Here is a 14,432-nt window from a genome sequence, read left to right as displayed (position 1 = left end):
TCGGACGGACTGTGATGAGGATCATCAGGTCCCGTACGAGTGATGACATGATACATTGCAAACATCTGCAATTGCGGATCGGCGGCGGGATCGACATGAGCGATCCGACCGGCCTCCACACTCGCAGGCGACGTCACGTCGAGGGAGGTTGCGGGCAGGATGCCGGCGGCACAGCGGACGGCATGGGACGCCTACCTCACCATGACCCGCCGATTGTTGCCGGCCGTGAACGACGAAACGATCCGGCCGGCAGCCACCCATGGTGAGCTGCGCGGGTTGGTCGTGCGGATCGAGCGGTACGCACCGCTGTGGGGCGAACACGGCCCTATGCTGCTCGCCGCGCTGCGCGGCATACCCGAAGGCAGCGATCGGGCCGACGTTGCCGAACTGCTGCAGGTCATCGCCGATCGGTTGTACCTCATATCAATCGGACCCCTGCAATCGCGCCGCGACCGCCGCGGGTGCCGACGCAACGCCGGCACGTACGGTGCCGATCCACCGCACCGGCAAGGCGACTGCGACAGGTGACGCAGGCAGGTGACGCAGCAGCGACGTCGGCCGGGCACGACGCGGGCCACGTCGTCCACCTACCATGATCAGCCACCGGCCTGCCGACTAAGGAACAACGAACGTGGCCAACGACCAGGATCTCGCCTCGGCCTATGAGCTCATCTACACCGTCGCCGCGGGCAAGGACTACCAACGCGAGGCTTACGACATCACCGACCTGATCCGGCGGCGAAATCCCACCGCGGACAGCCTCCTCGACGTAGCCTGCGGGACCGGCCTGCACCTGTCCCACTTCCGCCACAGCTTCGCGCACGTCGAAGGCCTGGAGATCGCCGAGCCGATGCGCAGGGCCGCGATCGACCGCCTCGACGGTGTACCGGTGCACGCCGGCGACATGCGTCACTTCCGGCTGCCCCGGACATTCAGCGCGGTCACCTGCCTGTTCTCGTCCATCGGCTACGCGCGGTCGGTCGAGGAACTCAACCAGACCCTGGACTGTCTCGCCGCGCACCTGGATCCGGGCGGCGTCCTGCTGCTGGAGCCGTGGTTCACGCCGACCCAGTGGATTGCCGGACCGGTCGACACCGGCACGGCCACCGACGGCCGGCGACACCTCACCAGGATGTGCGTGTCCCGTAGTGCCGGCACGACATCCACGCTGACCATGCACTACCTGCTCGGCGAGACAGGCACGGGCATCCGGCACTGGACCGAGGAGCACAGCCTGACGCTGTTCACCAACGAGCAGTACCGCGACGCGATCCACCAGGCACGCCTGCGCGACGTGGAGTGGCTTCCCGGCTGGGGCGACCGGCGACCACGCATCAGCGCCGTCAAACGCCGGCCGACGAGGTTCGCCCGCCGTCCCTCCAGCGCACCGTCAACCACGATGCCGGCGGACACGACGGCGACGCAGGACTGACAGCGGCGCTGTTGCGTCAGCCGATCGGTAGGTGCGTTGAGCCAGCGGGCCGCCGCTCTCAGATGGCGTTGGCGAGCATGGACCCGCACAACGGTCCGCGACCATCGAGATCATCAACAGCCGGGAGAAGGTTCTGGCGCAAGGCCGGTTCGGCACCGGCCGCGACGGCTGCACCGCGATGCTCAAGCTCGGCCGGCAGCACAAAGACCGGGTCTGGGCGGTGGAGGGCTGCAACGGCATCGGCCGGCACATCACCCAACGCCTGGTCGCAGACGGCGGGACTCTTTCCTACAATTGACGCCAACTCCTGGGACGGTCTGTGTTGGACAACGGTATCGAGCTTGCGGACGTCATCCGGCAGGTGCGCGGCGAGTTCGCCCTGGACATGTGGGAGGGCGAGAACAAGGGCCTGTGGTTCCGGCTCGGGCGGGTGGAACTGGAGCTGGAGCCGGCCGTGTCGCGGTCGACCAGGCCCGGGGTCAAGGCACGCCTGATGGTTGTCGACGTCGAGGCCGGCCACGAGCGCACGTCGATGGCGCATCACCGGATCACGGTGGTGCCGGAACCGCGGATGCGGGACGATCCCGACCGGCCGCCGTTGATCTCCGGCCCGGCCCTGGACGGCGAGGAGTAGCCCGCCGTGACAGCTCCTCGCGAACCGCGTGTCATGCGGGCCGATGACAGGGTGCCGCTAGGTGGCACGGGGCTGAGCGTCACCCGGCTGGGCCTGGGTCTGGCGTCGATCGGCGGGCTGTTCGAGCCCGTCGACGACGAGCAGGCCGCCGCGACGGTCGACGCCGCCTGGGACTGCGGAGTGCGGGTGTTCGACACCGCGCCGGTCTACGGCTACGGGCGTTCCGAGATCCGCGCCGGGCGGGCGCTGCGGGACCGGCCACGCGACGAGTACGTGCTGTGCACCAAGGTTGGCCGGCTGATCGTGGCGGGTGGCGCGGACACCCAGCCCATCTGGGCGGATCCGCCGCCCGGCGTCGGTCCGCGGCTGGACTACAGCTATGCGGGCGTCATGCGCTCGTTCGAGGACAGCCTGGCCCGCCTGGGCACCGGTCGCATCGACGTGCTGCACGTCCACGACCCGGACCAGGACTTCGGCGCCGCCGTCACCGGGGCGTACCGCGCCGTCGCCGAACTGCGGGCGAACGGCCTGATCCGCGCCGTGTCCATCGGCGTCAACCACGCCGACGTGGCGGCCCGGTTCATCCGCGAGGCGCCCGGGCCGCTCGACGCCGTCCTGCTCGCCGGCCGGTACACCCTCTTCGACCAGTCCGGCCTCCAGGACCTGCTCCCGCTTTGCCGGGAGCGCGGGATCGCGGTGCTGGCCGCCGGGGTGTTCCAGTCCGGGCTGCTGGCCGCGCCGCGCCCCGGTCCCGGGTACGGCTACGCCGAGGTCCCAGCCGCCGTGCTGGAGCGGGCCCGCGCCCTGTCCGGGGTCTGCGCCCGCCACGACGTGCCGCCGCTGGCCGCCGCGATCCAGTTCGCGCTCGGGCACCCGGCCGTGGCGGGCGTCGTCGTCGGCGCGCGGCAGCCCGGCGAGGTCGCGCACAACGCCGCGCTGCTCGCACACGCGATCCCGGCCCGGCTGTGGGAAGACCTGAAGGCCGCCGGCCTGCTGCCCGGCGACGCGCCCGTCCCGGCCGCGCCGGGCTGAGGCAGCGCCGCTTCCGCCGCGCTCCCGGTCCGTCAGGCGATCGGCTGGACGATCCGGGTCTGCCAGGTCGCGGGGTCGGGGCGCAGTCCGCAGCGGCGCCAGGTCCGCCAACCGGATGCGGGGGTCCGTTGCACACGGCAACGGCGCCATCCCGTCCAGAACCGGCCTCGCTCCTCTTGCCCCGTCCACCGCGTCATCGGATGAGGCACCCGTCGGCTGCTCAGCGGACGCTGCCCGCGTCGATCCGCTGCCCGTTGACCACGTTGACGACGATCCGTACCCCGGCCGGCACCTGGTCGTGCAGGGAGCTGAGCAGCGTGCCGACCGGCGGGAGCTGCCGCGGCGCGATGACGTCGATCGTCGCGGTGTGCGATGCGATGCTGACCCCGCGGACTTCGGCGCCCGGGACGGCCGCGACCCAGCGGACTGCCGCGGCGGTGATCCGGTTCGTCCACGCGTTGACCAGGAGGTTGGCCGCGGTGTTGGCACCGAGCGGAACGAGCACCAGCACCATGAGCAGCGCGATGGTCGCGTAGGCCCGGGTGGCCCGGGTGGCACGGGCGGCCTGCCATGCGTAGCCGTAGCCGGCGAACACCACCGTGCCGGCCAGGACCAGGGACAGCACGTTCGACGCGAACAGCACCGACGCGCCGGCGGCGAGCGCGAATTCTCCTTGGCCGAGGCAGATCCCGGCCACTGCGAGGGGCGGCACGAGGGAGATGGCGATGGCAACGCCCGGCAGCACGCCGCCGACGTCGCGCCGGGACAGCCCCACCGCCCCGGCCAGTCCGGTGGCGACCGCGGCGACCAGGTCGGCGAGCCGTGGTGACGTGCGCCCGGACACCTGCGTGTTGGCGAGCAGGTCCACGCCGCCCGGCACCGCGAGCGAGGCGATCACACCGACGCCGACGACCACGACGACACCGAGCGCGACGACACCGGCCGAGCGCGGCAGCAGGCGCCGGTCGGCCGTCACGATGCCCAGGGCCATGCCCATGATCGGCCGCGACAGCGGAGCGATGACCATCGCGCCGATCACGGTCGCGGTCGAGTCGGCCAGCACGCCGGCGCCGGCGATCACCGCCGAGATGACCAGCATCGACCAGAACGCGGACCGCTTCGAGGCCCGGTCCCCGCCAGCGAGGTCGACGTGGTCGGCCAGCTCGCCGATCGTCCTGCGCTGCGAGGCCGGCAACAGCCAGGACCGCCAGCCTCCGCGCTCCGGCTCCTGCACCTCGGCGGTGCTCATCGGCGCCGGTCACTAGGGCACCATCCTTCTGACAGGGCCCTCTGAGAGGGTTGTTGTTGGAACTCGGCGAGAACTGAGAGACGGCCTGTGCCGGTCGCCCTTCGAGGGCCTGCATGACACCGCCGCTCTCGGTTCTTGTCGGGGCTGCCGACCGGCAACAGGGAGAAGCGCCGTAGAGCGCCGGTTAGTGACCACCCGGCAGTCAGCCCCGTTCGTCGAGTCACATCGCTGCCAAGCTGAGGAGAACCGTTGTCGCTCAACGTTGTTGGAGCTGAGTTCTTCGTCGGGATCGATTGGGCCTCGGCCACCCACGCGGTCTGTGTCCAGAACAGCGCCGGGCGGCGGGTCGCCGCGTTCACCGTGGAGCACACCGCCGTCGGTCTTGCCGGGCTGCTGCGCCGCCTGGCCGGTCTCGGGCACCCCGAGGCCATGCCGATCGGGATCGAACGACCCGACGGTCGGCTCGTCGACATCCTCCTGGAGGCCGGACACCCTGTGGTGCCGGTCAAACCCAACGCGATCAAAACCTGGCGGGACGGCGAAGTGTTGTCCGGCGCCAAGTCCGACGCGGGCGATGCGGAAGTCATCGCCGAGTACCTGCGGTTGCGGCACCACCGGCTGCAGCTGGCCACCCCGTACACGGCGCAGACGAAGGCGCTGCGCACCGTGACCCGGACCCGCGGGGACCTGGTCGACATGCGCGTCGCGGCCACCAACCAGCTCACCGCGCTGCTGGACACGCACTGGCCCGGCGCCGTGGCCGTCTTCGCCGACGTCGAGTCCCCGATCGCCCTGGACTTCCTGACCCGTTACCCGACCGCCCGCCACGCAGCGCACCTCGGCGCGAAACGCCTCACCGCGTTCTGCGTCAAACACGGCTACTCCGGCCGGCGCACCGGCGAGCAGCTCCTCGCCCGGCTGCGCGCCGCCCCAGCGGGGACTACCGACGAAGTCCTGTGCGAGGCCGTCCGCGACGCGGTGACCGCCCTCGTCACCGTCCTGCGCGCGGTCGTGGCCGCGTTGAAAACGCTCAGCCGCAGTGTCGTCGCCACACTCGGCGAACACCCGGACGCCGAGATCTTCACATCGCTGCCAAGGTCTGGTCAGATCAACGCCGCGCAGATCCTCGCCGAGTGGGGCGACTCCCGCGAAGCCTACGCCGGACCCGACTCCATCGCCGCGCTCGCCGGTGTCACCCCGGTGACCAAGGAATCCGGCAAACACCGAGCCGTGCACTTCAGATGGGCGTGCAACAAACGCTTCCGCGTCGCGGTCACCACCTTCGCCGACAACAGCCGCCACGACAGCGACTGGGCAGCAAGGGTCTACGCCGCCGCCTGCGCCCGCGGCCTGGACCACCCACACGCCATCCGCGTCCTCGCCCGAGCCTGGATCCGCGTCATCTGGCGCTGCTGGACCGACCAGACGCCATACAACCCCGACCGGCACGGCAACGCTGTACGACTGAACCAACCCACACAAACCACGTTGGTCGCTGCCTGAGGTTGACACAGGGAGTGTCATGCGACGGTTGCGAGGACACCGTGGTCGAGTCGGTGGTTGAGGCGGATCGCGGTGTTGATCAGCGACAGGTGGCTGAACGCCTGCGGGAAGTTGCCGAGTTGCTCGCCGGTGAGGCCGATCTCCTCGGCGTACAGCCCGAGCGGGTTGGCGTAGGTCAGCATCTTGTCGAGCACCAGTCGTGCCTCGGTGAGGCGTCCGGCGTCGGTGAGCGCGTCAACGTACCAGAAGTGCACAGCGAGAAGGTGCCTTCGTGGCCGACCAGTCCGTCGGGCGACGCGGCGGGGTTGTACCGGTAGACGAGACTGTCGGAGACCAGTTCCCGGTCGATGGCGTTCAGCGTGGACACCCACATCGGGTCGGTGGGTGTGATGAAGCCCAGCTGCGGCATGAGCAGCAGCGCCGCGTCGACCACGTCCGAGCCGTAGTGCTGGGTGAAGCTGGCGGTGTGCGGGTTCCAGCCCCGGCTCATGATCTGGCCGTAGACGTTGTCGCGTTCGGTCGTCCACCGCGCGACGTCTCCCGGCCAGCCCCGCCGGGTGGCGATCCGGATCGCCCGGTCGAACGCCACCCAAGCCTGGAAGCGGCCGTAGGTGAAGTCCTTGCGGCCGCCGCGGGTCTCCCAGATGCCCTCGTCGGGCTGGTCCCAGTGCTCGCAGAGCCAGTTGATGACCCGGACGATACCCATCCAGCCCTGGTGAGCAGTTTGAGGGTGATCGCGGACCGGGCGACCGTCTCGCGCCAGCGTCCGCGGTACGTGGAGGTGTTGACCCAGTCGCGCCAGTACCGCGCGGTGTCGGCGCCGAGCCGCTCGAGTTCGGCGACCGGCAGCCGGGTCGGACGACCGCCCATGGAGTCGAGCACGACACCGGCGGTCTGCCCCTCGCTCAGGGTCCGGGCTGATGCGCAGGTCGTCACCGTCGCGCTGAATCTCACGGTCGTGTTCCGTGACGCCGACCGGGTGCCCGGTCAGCTCCAGGCCGTCGGCGGCGAAGACCGCGCCGTCGCTGGACAGGTCCAGTTTGTGCGGCATCCGTCCGTAGTCGAACCTGGGCCTGATGTCGATGGTGAAGCGCATCGCGCCGCGCACCGTCCACATGATCCGCACCAGACGGTGCTGGTCGGTGGCCACCGCCCCGGCGACCTGCAGCGGCAAGGCCTCATCACCGTGCGCGACGCCGCTGTGGTGGACGTGGACCCCGACGGCAAGGTCCGGCTCCAGCAGGCGGCATCCGCGACCGGTGTCGGAGCGGCCGGTGGCGCCTTGTGGGGCGGCCTCATCGGGCTGCTGTTCTTCGCGCCGTTCCTCGGGATGGCAGTCGGCGCGGGCGCCGGCGCGCTCGCCGGCAAGGCCACCGACGTCGGAGTGGACGACAAGTTCATGAAAGACGTCGGCGCGGCGCTGCAGCCCGGCACTGCGGCCCTGTTCCTGCTCATCGACCAGGTCACCGTCGACAAGGTCGTGGCGGAGATGGCACCGTACCAGTTCGGCGGCAAGCTGCTGCGCAGCTCGCTGAGCATGGAGGCGGAGCAGCGTCTGCGCGACGCCGTCCAGGCATTGCATCTGACACCCGCGTGATCAGCGAACGGATGCACCGCTGACCTGGACGCCGACCAGTTCTCATCGAAGGCGCCCGCTACAGCCCACAGGACACCCCGTCGAACGGATCTGGGCCGCGATGCAACACCACATCGCCAACACCGCCCCAGCCACCATCAACGACCGACGTGTGGGGCGAGTGTGCAGGTGCTGTGGGTGGGATGGGACGGCATCGGTCAGGAGGCTGGACGCACCAGATCCGTCCAGCCACGAGGAGTCATCGTGACCGCCCTGACCCGCACCGACCAGCGCCCCGACGTCCACGAGATGGTGGTCGTCCACCGCGCCTTCCGGCGAGAGTTCGGCGCCGCCGCCGGCCACGTGCGTCGCACACCCGTCAGCGACACCCGCCGCGCGAAGATCGTCGCGACCCACCTGCGCCTCTGTACTGCCGGCCTCGAGATGCACCACACCGGCGAGGACATCGTGCTCTGGCCGCTGCTGCTGGAGCGGGCCGCGCCGTCGACCGGGCTGGTCGAGACGATGCAGGCCCAGCACCACGGCATCGACGGGCACGTCGGGGCCATCCTCCCCGCGCTCGCCACCTGGGAGGCCACCCCGACCGAGGCCGCCGGCGAGCACCTCGCGACCCTCTGTGAGCGGTTCACGGCGGCCCTGCTCGAGCACCTCGATCTCGAGGAGCGCGAGATACTGCCGCTGGCCTCGCGGCACGTCACCGCCGCCGAGTGGAACCAGATGGGACAGCACGGCAAGGACACGATGACCGCCAGTCAGCTGCCGATCATGTTCGGTCTGGTGCTCCAGGGCGCCGACGACGACGAGCGCGCCCGCATGCTCGGCAACCTCCCGCTGCCGGTCCGGTTGCTGCTGAAGACCGTCGGCGCTCGGCAGTTCAAACGCTACGTCCGCCGCCTGCACGCGTCGTGACCACCGCGGCACGGGCCTGAATCTCGGTGTCGCTCGCGGCGCGCCCGGCGTCCCACTCGCGGGTGAACTTCAGGTCCCCGAGGGCGGCCCGGGTGGCGTCGAGCCCGCGGTCGGAGAGCGCCCGCGAGACCGGGAAGGTGGGGTCGACGGCGTCGGCCGCCGAAATCGAGGCGCCCGCCCCGAAGAGCCAGGCCGCGGACACCGGGTCGCCCACCCGTTGCGCAAGGCTCGCCAGGGCGGGCAGCGCGTATCCGAGGGTCCAGCTCATCCGGGCGGCGAGCGACAGGGCTACCGCTTCACCGAGCAGCGTGGCGGTCGCCGGCTCGTCGCCGAGCAGCTCGGTGAGCGTCGCGTGCACGTTGAGCGCGGTGGCCAGGGCGAAGGCGTTGCCGACCTCGCGGGCCGCACGCACCGCCTCCGGCAGGATCAGCCCGGCCGTCGCGAGATCGTTGGCGACGAGGGCGAGCTGGCACTGCGCGAGCCGGGTGTGCACGGCCACCCAACGACGACCGCCGGCCTCCGCCTGCGACAGCGCGCGGGTCAGCAGCTCATCGGCGTCGTCGAGAGCACCCGCGAAGACCGCCGCCTGGCCGGCCAGGGTCAGGGTCTCGCACGTCACGGCCGGCTCGGCCACCCGACCGGCCAGCGTCACCGCGACGCCGGCGTCCCTCAGCATGGAGACGTTGTCGCCGGCCAGCAACTGCAGCCCGAGCCGGCCGGTCAGGGCGCGGCAGCGCGCGACGTCGGAGGCCCCGGGCCCGATCCGCTCCAGCCACGCGAGTCCCTCGCGGGCGTGACCGCGCAGCGCGAGGTAGAGCCAGATGCTCCCGGCGAGCTCGGCGGCATCCCCGTCCCGATCGAGCTCAAGCAGGCGTAGGTAGGCCGAGCGCAGGTTGGCGTGGTCGGCATCGAGGCGGTCGAGCACGGCCACGAGGTCCGGTCCCTCGAGCAGTGCAGCGGACGCCGTGGCCCGCGCGTGGAAGTGCGCGGCGTGCCGGTCGGCGGTCGCGGTGGCCGGCCCCGACGCGTGCAGCCGCTGCATCGCGAACTGCCGCACCGGCTCGAGCAGCCGGAAGCGTGGCTGCTGGTCCGGCGACGGCACACGAAGCACCAGCGACTGGTCGACGAGCGCGCCGAGGGCAGGCAGCACGTCGGCGCCCTCTGCGGTGACGGCCTCGATCGAGTCGAGGGAGAACCCACCGCTGAAAACCGCCAGACGCTCGAAGAGGGCGGTCTCCTCAGGCTCGAGGAGATCCATGCTCCACTCCAGCACCGCAGCCATCGTGCGGTGCCGCTCGGGCAGGTCGCGCAGGCCCGCGCCGGGGCCCGGCTGCTCCAATCGCGCGAGGAGTGCCCACGGGGAGAGCAGCCGCAGGCCAGGCGCCGCGAGTTCGACCGCGAGGGGGAGCCCGTCGAGCCGCCGGACGATCGCGGCCAGGGCGGGAGCGTCGGCGTCGGTGACGACCGTGGGGGAACCGGCGGCCGCGGCCCGGTCGAGGAGCAGCGCGACGGCGGGCGAGGAGGCCACCGCGTCCACGTCGTCGGCGGCGGGTGTGGTGAGCGGCCCCAGCACGAACTCGTGCTCGGCGCGCACCCGTAGCGGCGCACGACTGGTCGCCACCACGACGAGATCAGGGCAGCGCGCCACGAGGCCGGCGAGCACCGGCGCCGCCTTTGTCAGCTGCTCCAGGTTGTCGAGCACCAGCAGCACCCGCAGGCCGACCAGGTGGGGGACGAGCGCGTCGAGGGGCTCGACGCCGACCGCGTCGGGCAGCCCGAGAGCCGCGGCGATCCTCGGCACGACGAGCGTCGGCTCCCGCACCGCCGAAAGGTCGACGCCCTGGGCGCCGCCGGGGAAGTCCGGCGCCGCGAGGTGCAGCACTTCCATCGCGAGCCGTGTCTTGCCCACCCCGCCGGGGCCGGTGATCGTCACGATCCGGCGCGTGCCCGAGCTGACGAGGGCCAGGAGTCCGGCGAGCTCGCCGTCGCGGCCGATGAGTGGTGTCATCGGGCCCGCCGGGGCGTAGCGGGAACCGCCGGGCGCCGACAATGGGACAGGGGATGCGGTGCCACCGGCATCCGCCTCGGTGACCCGGGTGGCTGATGGCGAGGCCGCGCTGCTCCACGAGGGGGCAGCAGGTGGGGTCGACCCGACCCGTGGCGTGGCGTCCCGGCTGGGGACTGCGGCGACGAAGGCTGCCCGGTCGTCGTCGTCGAGGGCGAGTCCGTCGGCGAGCGAGCGCACAGTGTGCGGGTAGGGCCGGCGCCGTTCGCCGCGCTCGAGGGCACCGATCGCCTTCGCCGTGAGGCCCGCCCGCTCGGCGAGCTCCTCCTGGGTCAGCGACCGCGACTCGCGCAGGCGGCGCAGCAGGACGGCGAAGTCGCCGGATGCCGCCACCGCCTCCACAGGTCAGATGTTAGCCCGTGCGGTGCCGTGCGCAGCGGCGACGCGAGACGGCGACCGGCTGTGGTGCCGGTGTGGACCTGCTGTGGGTGGGATGGCGCCCGGCGCGGCCCGAGGCTGGGAGCCGACGGCATCCCGCCTTCACGACGAGAGGACAGGCCATGACCACGGCACCGACCCAGGGACCGACCACCCCCCACGACGCCACCAGCGGCAGGAGCACGGCAACCGGCCGCCAGATGAGCGCGCGGACGGCGTCGTACGGCCGGCACATGTCGAACGTGCTCATCGCTGCCTTCACACTGTCGGTGGGGCATACCGTCTACGCGAGGGTCGAGGGCATCGAGGACCCGACGTTCACCGTGACCACCCCGCTCGCGTGGGCGTTCTACGTCGTGGGGTTCGGGTCGGCGGTGCTGGCCAGGCGGACCGGGCGCGTGGCGCAGGTGTCGGTGCTCGCCTACCTCGCGACGCTGTTAGGGATCTCCGTCTTCTACTACCCGACGACGTTCGGGCCGCAGCAGCAGACGACGTTCGGGTGGTTCGAGAACGACGTCTACGTCGGGCTGCTCGTCACAGCGACGTACCTCGGGGTACAGCGACTGCGGCGCACGACGCTCACACCGCAGTGACGTCGCACGGCGACGGGCGAGGCTGACGCGGAACACGGCGGTGACCACGCGAGACCTCGCCCGTCGCGATCCCGGACACGCGCGTCGGCGGCCGCCATTCCCAGCGCGACCTTGGTGCCACCGACGTCGATCGCACCGGCGCCTATCGTCGCGACGGCCGGCCGAAGTCGACCCGCACCGTCTCGAAGTCCTTGAACCGCTGTGCGGCCGCGAACGTCGTGTAGATCCGCCGGTCGGCCTCGGTCAGTTCGACGTCGTCGGTGAAGGGGGTGAGCAGTGCCCGGGGCCACAGGCGGTCGTTCGCGATCATGTTGATCTCGGCGCAGAACATCAGCACGAACGCTTGCAGGTAGATCCATGCGAGAGCGGCGAGGACGAGCCCGAACGTGCCGTAGAGCGCGCTCGCGTGGCTGAGCCGGTCGGCGATGAATCGAGCGCCTACGGTCTGCAATGTCATCCAGGTGGCCGCGGCGATCAGCCCGCCGGCAATGACCTGACGCACACGCAGCGTCCGGGCGGTCAGCAGCTGCATCGCCGCGGTGAACAGGCCGGCATTGATCATGAACGTCAACAGGCTGCCGAGCAGTTGCAGCCCAGGCCCGGACCGGCCGGTGAGCTCGTTGGCGAAGGCCACGAACGTCGCGGCCGCCGCCGACAGCAGCACCGCGCTGCCGAGCGTCAGCAACAGCCCGAGACTGCGCAGCCTGGACAGGATCGGATTGGGCTGTTCGTTGCGCGGGATGCCGTAGATGTGATTGAACCCGGCCTGCGCCGCCTGCATCGCCCCCAGTCCGCCGTACAGCGCACCGAGGACGCTGATCACCAGGCGCGTGCCGCTGCCGTGCAACCCGCTGACGTTGCGCTGCAACTCCGGCCCTATCGCCGGCAGATCCCCCACCGTCGTCTGCACCAGTTGCTGGTACAGGCCAGGGTTGGCCTCCAGGAAGAAGCCCAGTGCAGTCAGGAACAGCAGTGTCAGCGGGAACAGCGAGATGAAGCCGTAGTAGGTGACCATCGCGGCAAGATATGGACCACGGTCGTCGAAGAACTTGTACACCGCCGCCAGCGGGAATCCCAGCCAGGCGTGCCGGCGCTGGTACCGATCCAACCATGCGACCACGGCGGCCACCTACCCCATCGCCCCAGCGTCACGCTCGGCTGTCCGCTCATCCCCGCTCCGTTCAGGTGCGGGCCGGCCGCCTATCGGCGGCCTCCGTCCGCTGACGCGCGGCGCCGTCCGATCGGGGGTGATCGGGCGGGCGGTATGCCCGATCCATCCTTCCCGGGTGACGTCCCGCATCCGGCGCTGTACGCGGGTCCGGTCACTGATCGGGGTCGCCGTCCGCGGCCGTGAGTGGTATGTCGACGGTGAGACGGGTGCCGGCGCCGTGTGGGCTGTGCAGGGTGATGCGGCCGCCGAGTGCTTCGGCGCGGTCTTTGAGGCCGATGAGGCCGGTGCCGTGGGTGAAGTCGGCGCCGCCGATGCTGTCGTCGTGGACTGTGACGTGCAGGGCGGGGTCGGTGGTGACGGTGACGGTGATGATTGAGGTGGAGAGGATGCCGGATCACCGAAGACGGCCGCGGCGAGCGCGCGGGTCGCATGCGCGTGGAGCTCGGCCAGCGGGTTGTCGGCGTACCGTTCCGTCGGGAGCGCCCCGCCGGCCGTGGCGGAGCGGTCGCCGCGCAGCACGCCGGCCAGCCACCGGTAGCTGTCGAGCGCCTCGCCGATGTGCGCGCCGCCCGTCTGCCGCGCAAAGGCCAGACCGGCCTCCACCTCGGCCAGGCAGGCGTCCAGCGGTGCGCAGTCCAGCAGGGCCCCGCTGATCACGAAGTACGTGTGTGCAGGGCGTTGGTCAGCTCGCCCCCGACGATCAACCCCTCCCGGGCCCGTCGAGCCTCCTCGACACTGCGTTCGACCGGTTCGGCCCAGCAGCCCACCAACGAGGACAGGAAGCGCACCTGTGAGGTCTCGGGCTCATAGCCGCGCGCCTCACCCACTGCCAGGACCCGCCGCATCACCCGCCACCCGGCGGCGTAGTCGCCGTAGGTCGCCATGGCGGTGAAGGCAGTGTGGCTGGCCGGGCCGAGCAGGGGACGAGCGGGACCGTGCCCGATCCAGATCCGCAGCGACTCCAGGCTCAACCAGTCGAACGTGACTGGTCGGCGGCGAAATAGACCGCCGCCAGGATCGCGCTGATCAGACGGGCCGCGGCGAGCAGCGTCGGGTCGGTCAGGTCCGGCCCGGCCAGCTCATCGGCGCCTTCGGTGTGATCCAGCCACCGGTACAGAAAGGTGATCTGGTGGTCGAGGTCCGCGGCGAGCCGATCCGCGGGCCGGAACGGCGAGGCCGAGCTCACGCACGAGCCGGCCCGAGTGCCAGCCGATGCCCCGCTCCGCGAACGCCTTGGGCAACGCCCGGGAGGCGGCCGGCGACGGCGGGATCGGCGCGCCCAGCGGCATGACCAGCTCGATCTGGGAGCGGTCCCGCAGCCCCCGGGCGAGCAGCAGGTCGTGCAGCATGAGCGCGGTCTCGCTCGGCGCCGGCGGGCACTTGAACGGTGTCGACGTGACCCCGACGATCACCCGGCCGCCGGCGAACCGGTCGAGCACGTCGCGGACCCCGAACGCGCCGTCCACCGTGTAGAACTCGTGACCGGCTTCGATCAGGCCCGGGGTCGCGCCCGGGTCCAGGTCGGCGCCGAGCGCGACGACCAGGACGTCCGCCTCGTGCGGACCCTCGTCGGTCTCGACCCGCCGCCGCGGTGGTGCGTCCGAACATGACGTCGAGCTTGGAGAAGCCGAAGACGAACTCCGGCTTGACCTTCGCCATGTAGCCGAGCTCGGTCGTGCAGATCGGGGTGAAGTCCTTCGGGTGCGAGAACAGCACCGCCCAGGAGTCGCCGATCCACTCGTGGAAGCTGATCGGGCCGTCCGTGGTCGCGGCCACGAAATCCGGGGCGATGTCACCGATCGTCAAGCTCATCTCGTTCTCCTTCGTCCACGAAAACGGCGCCGGCGCCCTGGCGCCCGGCCGTCAACC

General features: G+C 71.2%; 19 protein-coding genes and 2 pseudogenes. 12 read left to right on the top strand and 9 right to left on the bottom strand.

The window, feature by feature from the left end; all coding sequences use genetic code 11:
* The first annotated feature begins 159 nt into the window (after positions 1 to 159).
* Positions 160 to 528 (top strand): hypothetical protein, encoded by a 369-nt coding sequence (locus tag OHA72_RS26690; protein WP_327010532.1) that lies wholly within the window; start codon positions 160 to 162, stop codon positions 526 to 528.
* 103 nt (positions 529 to 631) lie between these two features.
* The gene (locus OHA72_RS26685) at positions 632 to 1,432 is read left to right on the top strand and encodes a class I SAM-dependent DNA methyltransferase (protein ID WP_327010531.1); all 801 of its coding nucleotides are present in this window, start codon (positions 632 to 634) and stop codon (positions 1,430 to 1,432) included.
* 58 nt (positions 1,433 to 1,490) lie between these two features.
* On the opposite strand, the gene OHA72_RS26680 is transcribed toward OHA72_RS26685, so the two are convergent.
* Positions 1,491 to 1,691, bottom strand: a complete 201-nt coding sequence (locus OHA72_RS26680; RefSeq protein WP_327010530.1) for a hypothetical protein — start codon at positions 1,689 to 1,691, stop codon at positions 1,491 to 1,493.
* 60 nt (positions 1,692 to 1,751) lie between these two features.
* Between OHA72_RS26680 and OHA72_RS26675 the strand changes: the two genes are divergently transcribed.
* Both OHA72_RS26675 and OHA72_RS26670 read left to right on the top strand, forming a co-directional pair.
* Entirely contained in the window at positions 1,752 to 2,066 is a 315-nt protein-coding gene (locus tag OHA72_RS26675) for a trypco2 family protein (RefSeq protein WP_327010529.1), read from the top strand.
* Positions 2,067 to 2,099: 33 nt separating this feature from the next.
* Positions 2,100 to 3,098 (top strand): aldo/keto reductase, encoded by a 999-nt coding sequence (locus tag OHA72_RS26670; protein WP_327010528.1) that lies wholly within the window; start codon positions 2,100 to 2,102, stop codon positions 3,096 to 3,098.
* A 220-nt stretch (positions 3,099 to 3,318) separates the two neighbouring features.
* Here OHA72_RS26670 and OHA72_RS26665 read toward each other — a convergent pair whose 3' ends face one another.
* Positions 3,319 to 4,347 carry a TIGR00341 family protein gene (locus OHA72_RS26665; protein ID WP_327010527.1) on the bottom strand — a complete coding sequence of 343 codons (1,029 nt, stop codon included), beginning with the start codon at positions 4,345 to 4,347 and terminating at the stop codon, positions 3,319 to 3,321.
* A gap of 249 nt (positions 4,348 to 4,596) precedes the next feature.
* Between OHA72_RS26665 and OHA72_RS26660 the strand changes: the two genes are divergently transcribed.
* Positions 4,597 to 5,850 carry an IS110 family RNA-guided transposase gene (locus OHA72_RS26660; protein WP_327001770.1) on the top strand — a complete coding sequence of 418 codons (1,254 nt, stop codon included), beginning with the start codon at positions 4,597 to 4,599 and terminating at the stop codon, positions 5,848 to 5,850.
* A gap of 17 nt (positions 5,851 to 5,867) precedes the next feature.
* Here the strand turns inward: OHA72_RS26660 and OHA72_RS26655 are convergent, their stop codons facing one another.
* Together OHA72_RS26655 and OHA72_RS26650 are read right to left on the bottom strand one after the other, a co-directional pair.
* On the bottom strand, positions 5,868 to 6,044 hold the full coding sequence (locus tag OHA72_RS26655) for a glycoside hydrolase family 15 protein (protein ID WP_327010526.1): 177 nt from the start codon (positions 6,042 to 6,044) through the stop codon (positions 5,868 to 5,870).
* Positions 6,026 to 6,556: a glycoside hydrolase family 15 protein gene (locus OHA72_RS26650; protein WP_327010525.1), complete on the bottom strand. Its 531-nt coding sequence runs from the start codon at positions 6,554 to 6,556 to the stop codon at positions 6,026 to 6,028. The genes OHA72_RS26655 and OHA72_RS26650 overlap by 19 nt, the downstream gene beginning before the upstream one ends.
* Here OHA72_RS26650 and OHA72_RS26645 point away from each other — a divergent pair.
* From OHA72_RS26645 to OHA72_RS26635, 3 genes and pseudogenes are all read left to right on the top strand, one after another.
* Positions 6,518 to 7,447: a DUF1269 domain-containing protein gene (locus OHA72_RS26645; protein ID WP_327010524.1), complete on the top strand. Its 930-nt coding sequence runs from the start codon at positions 6,518 to 6,520 to the stop codon at positions 7,445 to 7,447. The two genes, OHA72_RS26650 and OHA72_RS26645, sit on opposite strands and share 39 nt — an antisense overlap.
* 41 nt (positions 7,448 to 7,488) lie before the next feature.
* Positions 7,489 to 7,595 (top strand): annotated as a pseudogene (locus OHA72_RS26640) (IS630 family transposase); the annotation flags it as partial.
* 95 nt (positions 7,596 to 7,690) lie between these two features.
* Positions 7,691 to 8,356 (top strand): hemerythrin domain-containing protein, encoded by a 666-nt coding sequence (locus tag OHA72_RS26635; RefSeq protein WP_327010523.1) that lies wholly within the window; start codon positions 7,691 to 7,693, stop codon positions 8,354 to 8,356.
* On the opposite strand, the gene OHA72_RS26630 is transcribed toward OHA72_RS26635, so the two are convergent.
* The gene (locus OHA72_RS26630; RefSeq protein ID WP_327010522.1) at positions 8,322 to 10,763 is read right to left on the bottom strand and encodes an ATP-binding protein; all 2,442 of its coding nucleotides are present in this window, start codon (positions 10,761 to 10,763) and stop codon (positions 8,322 to 8,324) included. The two genes, OHA72_RS26635 and OHA72_RS26630, sit on opposite strands and share 35 nt — an antisense overlap.
* A gap of 158 nt (positions 10,764 to 10,921) precedes the next feature.
* Here OHA72_RS26630 and OHA72_RS26625 point away from each other — a divergent pair, with 158 nt between their 5' ends.
* Positions 10,922 to 11,392 carry a hypothetical protein gene (locus tag OHA72_RS26625; RefSeq protein WP_327010521.1) on the top strand — a complete coding sequence of 157 codons (471 nt, stop codon included), beginning with the start codon at positions 10,922 to 10,924 and terminating at the stop codon, positions 11,390 to 11,392.
* A 142-nt stretch (positions 11,393 to 11,534) separates the two neighbouring features.
* Here the strand turns inward: OHA72_RS26625 and OHA72_RS26620 are convergent, their stop codons facing one another.
* Positions 11,535 to 12,512 (bottom strand): YihY/virulence factor BrkB family protein, encoded by a 978-nt coding sequence (locus tag OHA72_RS26620; protein ID WP_327010520.1) that lies wholly within the window; start codon positions 12,510 to 12,512, stop codon positions 11,535 to 11,537.
* A gap of 166 nt (positions 12,513 to 12,678) precedes the next feature.
* Here OHA72_RS26620 and OHA72_RS26615 point away from each other — a divergent pair, with 166 nt between their 5' ends.
* Positions 12,679 to 12,939, top strand: coding sequence for a hypothetical protein (locus tag OHA72_RS26615; RefSeq protein WP_327010519.1), 261 nt, complete (start codon positions 12,679 to 12,681; stop codon positions 12,937 to 12,939).
* Between the two features lie 277 nt (positions 12,940 to 13,216).
* Here OHA72_RS26615 and OHA72_RS26610 read toward each other — a convergent pair whose 3' ends face one another.
* Together OHA72_RS26610 and OHA72_RS26605 are read right to left on the bottom strand one after the other, a co-directional pair.
* Positions 13,217 to 13,534, bottom strand: coding sequence for a hypothetical protein (locus OHA72_RS26610; RefSeq protein WP_327010518.1), 318 nt, complete (start codon positions 13,532 to 13,534; stop codon positions 13,217 to 13,219).
* Entirely contained in the window at positions 13,531 to 13,749 is a 219-nt protein-coding gene (locus OHA72_RS26605) for a hypothetical protein (protein ID WP_327010517.1), read from the bottom strand. Before OHA72_RS26605 ends, OHA72_RS26610 begins: the two co-directional genes overlap by 4 nt.
* Positions 13,750 to 13,775: 26 nt before the next feature.
* Between OHA72_RS26605 and OHA72_RS26600 the strand changes: the two genes are divergently transcribed.
* Positions 13,776 to 14,036 (top strand): hypothetical protein, encoded by a 261-nt coding sequence (locus tag OHA72_RS26600; RefSeq protein ID WP_327010516.1) that lies wholly within the window; start codon positions 13,776 to 13,778, stop codon positions 14,034 to 14,036.
* Positions 14,037 to 14,041: 5 nt separating this feature from the next.
* Positions 14,042 to 14,173 (top strand): hypothetical protein, encoded by a 132-nt coding sequence (locus OHA72_RS26595; protein WP_327010515.1) that lies wholly within the window; start codon positions 14,042 to 14,044, stop codon positions 14,171 to 14,173.
* An 82-nt stretch (positions 14,174 to 14,255) separates the two neighbouring features.
* Here OHA72_RS26595 and OHA72_RS64875 read toward each other — a convergent pair.
* Positions 14,256 to 14,375, bottom strand: a pseudogene (locus tag OHA72_RS64875) (hypothetical protein); the annotation flags it as partial.
* Positions 14,376 to 14,432 lie beyond the last annotated feature (57 nt).

The sequence above is a fragment of the Dactylosporangium sp. NBC_01737 genome (genome assembly GCF_035963215.1).
Classification (GTDB): domain Bacteria; phylum Actinomycetota; class Actinomycetes; order Mycobacteriales; family Micromonosporaceae; genus Dactylosporangium.
The sequence above is the reverse complement of the archived record's forward strand: the minus strand, read 5'-3'. Positions and strand labels throughout refer to the sequence as shown.